Source organism: Thioalkalivibrio sp. (assembly GCF_041685615.1).
In the GTDB taxonomy this organism is placed as follows: Bacteria; Pseudomonadota; Gammaproteobacteria; order Ectothiorhodospirales; family Ectothiorhodospiraceae; genus Thioalkalivibrio.
In genome coordinates this window covers 1,877-4,937 of sequence record NZ_JAWLFK010000087.1, presented here as the reverse complement: position 1 = coordinate 4,937, position 3,061 = coordinate 1,877, and the positions used below count along the sequence as shown (strand labels likewise).

At 63.3% G+C, this 3,061-nt stretch carries 6 protein-coding genes; all 6 read right to left on the bottom strand.

Translation table 11 applies throughout. The annotated features are described in order from the left end of the window. Positions 1–455 precede the first annotated feature (455 nt). The gene (locus tag ACESLR_RS11550; protein WP_373054632.1) at positions 456–857 is read right to left on the bottom strand and encodes a PIN domain-containing protein; all 402 of its coding nucleotides are present in this window, start codon (positions 855–857) and stop codon (positions 456–458) included. Further along, on the bottom strand, positions 854–1,099 hold the full coding sequence (locus tag ACESLR_RS11545; RefSeq protein WP_373054631.1) for a DUF6364 family protein: 246 nt from the start codon (positions 1,097–1,099) through the stop codon (positions 854–856). Before ACESLR_RS11545 ends, ACESLR_RS11550 begins: the two co-directional genes overlap by 4 nt. A gap of 151 nt (positions 1,100–1,250) precedes the next feature. Then, positions 1,251–1,433: a type II toxin-antitoxin system HicA family toxin gene (locus tag ACESLR_RS11540; protein ID WP_373054630.1), complete on the bottom strand. Its 183-nt coding sequence runs from the start codon at positions 1,431–1,433 to the stop codon at positions 1,251–1,253. A 28-nt stretch (positions 1,434–1,461) separates the two neighbouring features. Next, positions 1,462–1,683: a type II toxin-antitoxin system HicB family antitoxin gene (locus ACESLR_RS11535; RefSeq protein WP_373054629.1), complete on the bottom strand. Its 222-nt coding sequence runs from the start codon at positions 1,681–1,683 to the stop codon at positions 1,462–1,464. Positions 1,684–2,117: 434 nt separating this feature from the next. Then, positions 2,118–2,531 carry a type II toxin-antitoxin system VapC family toxin gene (locus ACESLR_RS11530; protein ID WP_373054628.1) on the bottom strand — a complete coding sequence of 138 codons (414 nt, stop codon included), beginning with the start codon at positions 2,529–2,531 and terminating at the stop codon, positions 2,118–2,120. Next, on the bottom strand, positions 2,531–2,806 hold the full coding sequence (locus ACESLR_RS11525) for a type II toxin-antitoxin system Phd/YefM family antitoxin (protein ID WP_373054627.1): 276 nt from the start codon (positions 2,804–2,806) through the stop codon (positions 2,531–2,533). Before ACESLR_RS11525 ends, ACESLR_RS11530 begins: the two co-directional genes overlap by 1 nt. Positions 2,807–3,061: the final 255 nt, after the last annotated feature.

Below are 3,061 nucleotides of genomic sequence, written 5' to 3'. Positions count from 1 at the left end.
GCACTACGGTGGGCCACCCAAACTTGGCGACCATGCCAGCGAACTCATCTCCCCGGCACCGGCCATGCGCTCGTTCCTCCGGGCCACCACAAAGCCCTACGCTTCGGCATCCCGGAACCCGTGTAGCGGCTATCCGGGGTCTCCCACGTACGGGCAGCCTCCACCCCCCGAGATCCCGGCGCTTCGCTACGGCCGGGGTGACCCTCGACGTACCGTGGCTCCGAGCCTGTAGGAGGCCAGCCCCCTGGCCGATGGGGCATATCCTGCACCCCATCGCGCAGGGGGCTGCGCTCCTACAGCAATACCCCCGTAGGACGCCAGCCCTCTGGCCGATCGGGCATATCCAGCGCCCCATCGCGCAGAGGGCTGCGCTCCTACATACGGGTCGGTTCCAAGATCGGTTGGAGGCCAATCCCTTAGCCGATTCGGTATGGGGAAAGCCCATACAACGTTGGTCAGCGGAGCAGAAACTCCTGCGGCGTCAGCGCGGGCACAGGCGAACCGGCGAAATCCTTGACGTTGCGTGTGACGATGCAGGCGCAACCCGCATGCTCGGCGGCGGCTGCTACCACGGCATCTTCGAAATCCGTCCAACCAAATGATCGCGCTCGTTCGAGTTCGGCGCGCCCGACCGCGCATACGCGTAAATGCAGCAACAGCCAGTTCAATGCCCGGTCCGCAGACGTTCGATCTGCATACCGTGCAACCAGGTAGTACACCGTGGTCGCCGCATGTGCGCTGATTACGCCTTCTTCTTTGCCGTGCAGTACCTGTTCCAGCACGGCCGCCGACACTCGGTAGTGCGGCTCGCGCTTTTGCAGAACGTCCAGCAGGACGTTCAGGTCGAGCATGATCACGATTGATGCTTGTCGCGCAGGTGGTCGTGATAGGCCTTCTCGGCATCCACATCGGCGGGGATCAGGCCGGTAATCGCTTCCAGCTCGGCACTTGGCGTATGGCGCTCGAGCGCACGCAGGCGACGCAGATGGCGATCAATCACCTCGGTCATGCTCATGCCGTGTGCTTTGGCGTAGGCCTTCGCGAACTCCACATCCTGCCTGGGCAGGCGTACGGTTACCTTGGTGGTTTCCTGTTCCACGCGATCACCTCTCGGGGCGTATGGCAGAGATAGTGAAATTGTACGGCACGGGTTTATTCATATCCAGGACGAACTCGACCGCCTGCCCTTGCGCCAGAGATCCCGGCTCTCCGCTTCGCCGCGGCCGGGAAGACGGGATGGGGATAGCCGCCTATTCAAACTCGGAACGAGAAATGCCCGACTGCCGAATGATCGACATCAGAGTGCCCTTTCGCCGTTCCGAATGATCCGGTATGGGGACCGTGATGGTGGAAGGTCCATCTTTTTTCTGCATGGCAACATGGCTGCCCCGTTGCCGAACGGGCTCGAAGCCGTGCCTCGCAAGGATGGCCATCACCTCCTTGCCCGAAAGCGGTCGCAGCTTACCCAACGGCGACCTCAACGCTGGTCACGAACACTTCGCCGTGGAGGCGCTCTTGAAGCTCGTCTTCCGGGGCCGACTCGAAGAACAGCTCCAGCGCTTCTCGCAAGTTGTCGCGAGCCTCTTCAATGGTCGCGCCCTGGCTTGCGACATCGACCTCGGGACAGAGCGACATATAGCCGCCGTCCTCCTGCTCGATAATCGCCGTCAAATGCTTGGTCATCACGCTTTCTCCAGTGCCGAACGGCCCAGCCACTAGTATAGCGGTGTCGCCACCGCTCCTTCCGCCATCCCGTAGTGTTTCAACTGCGAACGTCTGGGCGACGGGGCTCGCAATTCCGGGGCCCACGCCTAGCGCCACTGCGCATTCTGGCAGCAGGGCCGCTCTGCGTCGTCATCCCCCAAGCCGAACCCCTTCATCCCGTCATCGCGGAAACCGAAGAGCGGTTATCCGGGATCTTCAGCGTCCGAGGTTTGCTCAGCGCTGGAGATCCCCGCTCTTCGCTTCGCTGCGGCCGGGGTGATCGTCTGGCTGCGGTGGCTCCGAACCTGTAGGAGGCCAGCCCTCTGGCCGATGGGGCATATCCAGCGCCGCATCGCGCAGGGGGCTGCGCTCCTCCCGGTATGGATGGATGCGGCCGTCCGTACGTTTGCGCGTCAACGTGGAATCCGGTGGACGTGCAGGCGCGGGACCTTTTCAAAATCGCCATCGGCCGTCACGAAGGCGCCTTCCGGGTCGACCACGAGCAGGGACGCGGCCTGGATAGCGTCGGGTGTGCGCAGACCATGGTGCGCACGCAGTTCCGTGGCCTTGTCCAGAACGGCCGTATCCAGCGCGATGACCGACAACCCCGGGTCGCCGAGAAACGCATCCAGTTGCTCAAGAAGTCGGGTGTTCGATTCGCGCAGTGGGCGCACGCGGCATTCCAGGCGGCTCAACGCGGATACCGCCAGCGCCGGAGGGCCGTCACCCTGCTCCAGTTCTCTGAGCACCTGACGAACCGCCTCTCGGGTACGGGTATCACCCTCCAGGAGGTAAATGATGGCGCTGGCATCCAGGAACGCCAGCATCAATCGGACCAGCCTTCGCGCTCCGCTTGCAGTTCGCGGTCCAGGTCCGCCCGGGTTCGCGGAGCCGACGGCGGTGCATCGTCCTCCAGCAACCGACGCCACAACCGCCCCCTGGCTTCGACGCCCTCCGCCAAAAGCTGGTAGGACTCCTCGCTCAGGATCACGTAACGCGGACGATTGCGCTGGATCACGTGCACCGGCCCCTTCTCCAGCGCCCGATCCACCGCGCTAATGCCGCGCCGCTTGATCTCCTGCGCCGAAATCACGTTCTCCATATCCACTCCAGTACCGTTTTTAGCACTGATAATAGCACCTCGCACAGCCCATCAAGCCTCCGTGTGTGGACCGGCCATCTTCTGGAAATCGCCCAGCCGACCGCCATCGCGGGAACCGGAGAACGGTTATCCGGGATTTCATGCGTGTGGAGAGCACTAACCGCAGAGATCCCGGATCTTCGCTTCGCTCCGGCCGGGATGACCGTGTACTGCAGTGGCTCCGGACCTGTAGGAGCCGAGCCCTCTCGGCGATTG

Excerpts from the sequence above, each read along its gene's own strand:
- ACESLR_RS11540 (WP_373054630.1), bottom strand. The coding sequence starts at position 1,433 with ATGGCCATCCTTGCGAGGCACGGCTTCGAGCCCGTTCGGCAACGGGGC.
- ACESLR_RS11535 (WP_373054629.1), bottom strand. The coding sequence starts at position 1,683 with ATGACCAAGCATTTGACGGCGATTATCGAGCAGGAGGACGGCGGCTAT.
- ACESLR_RS11530 (WP_373054628.1), bottom strand. The coding sequence starts at position 2,531 with ATGCTGGCGTTCCTGGATGCCAGCGCCATCATTTACCTCCTGGAGGGT.
- ACESLR_RS11525 (WP_373054627.1), bottom strand. The coding sequence starts at position 2,806 with ATGGAGAACGTGATTTCGGCGCAGGAGATCAAGCGGCGCGGCATTAGC.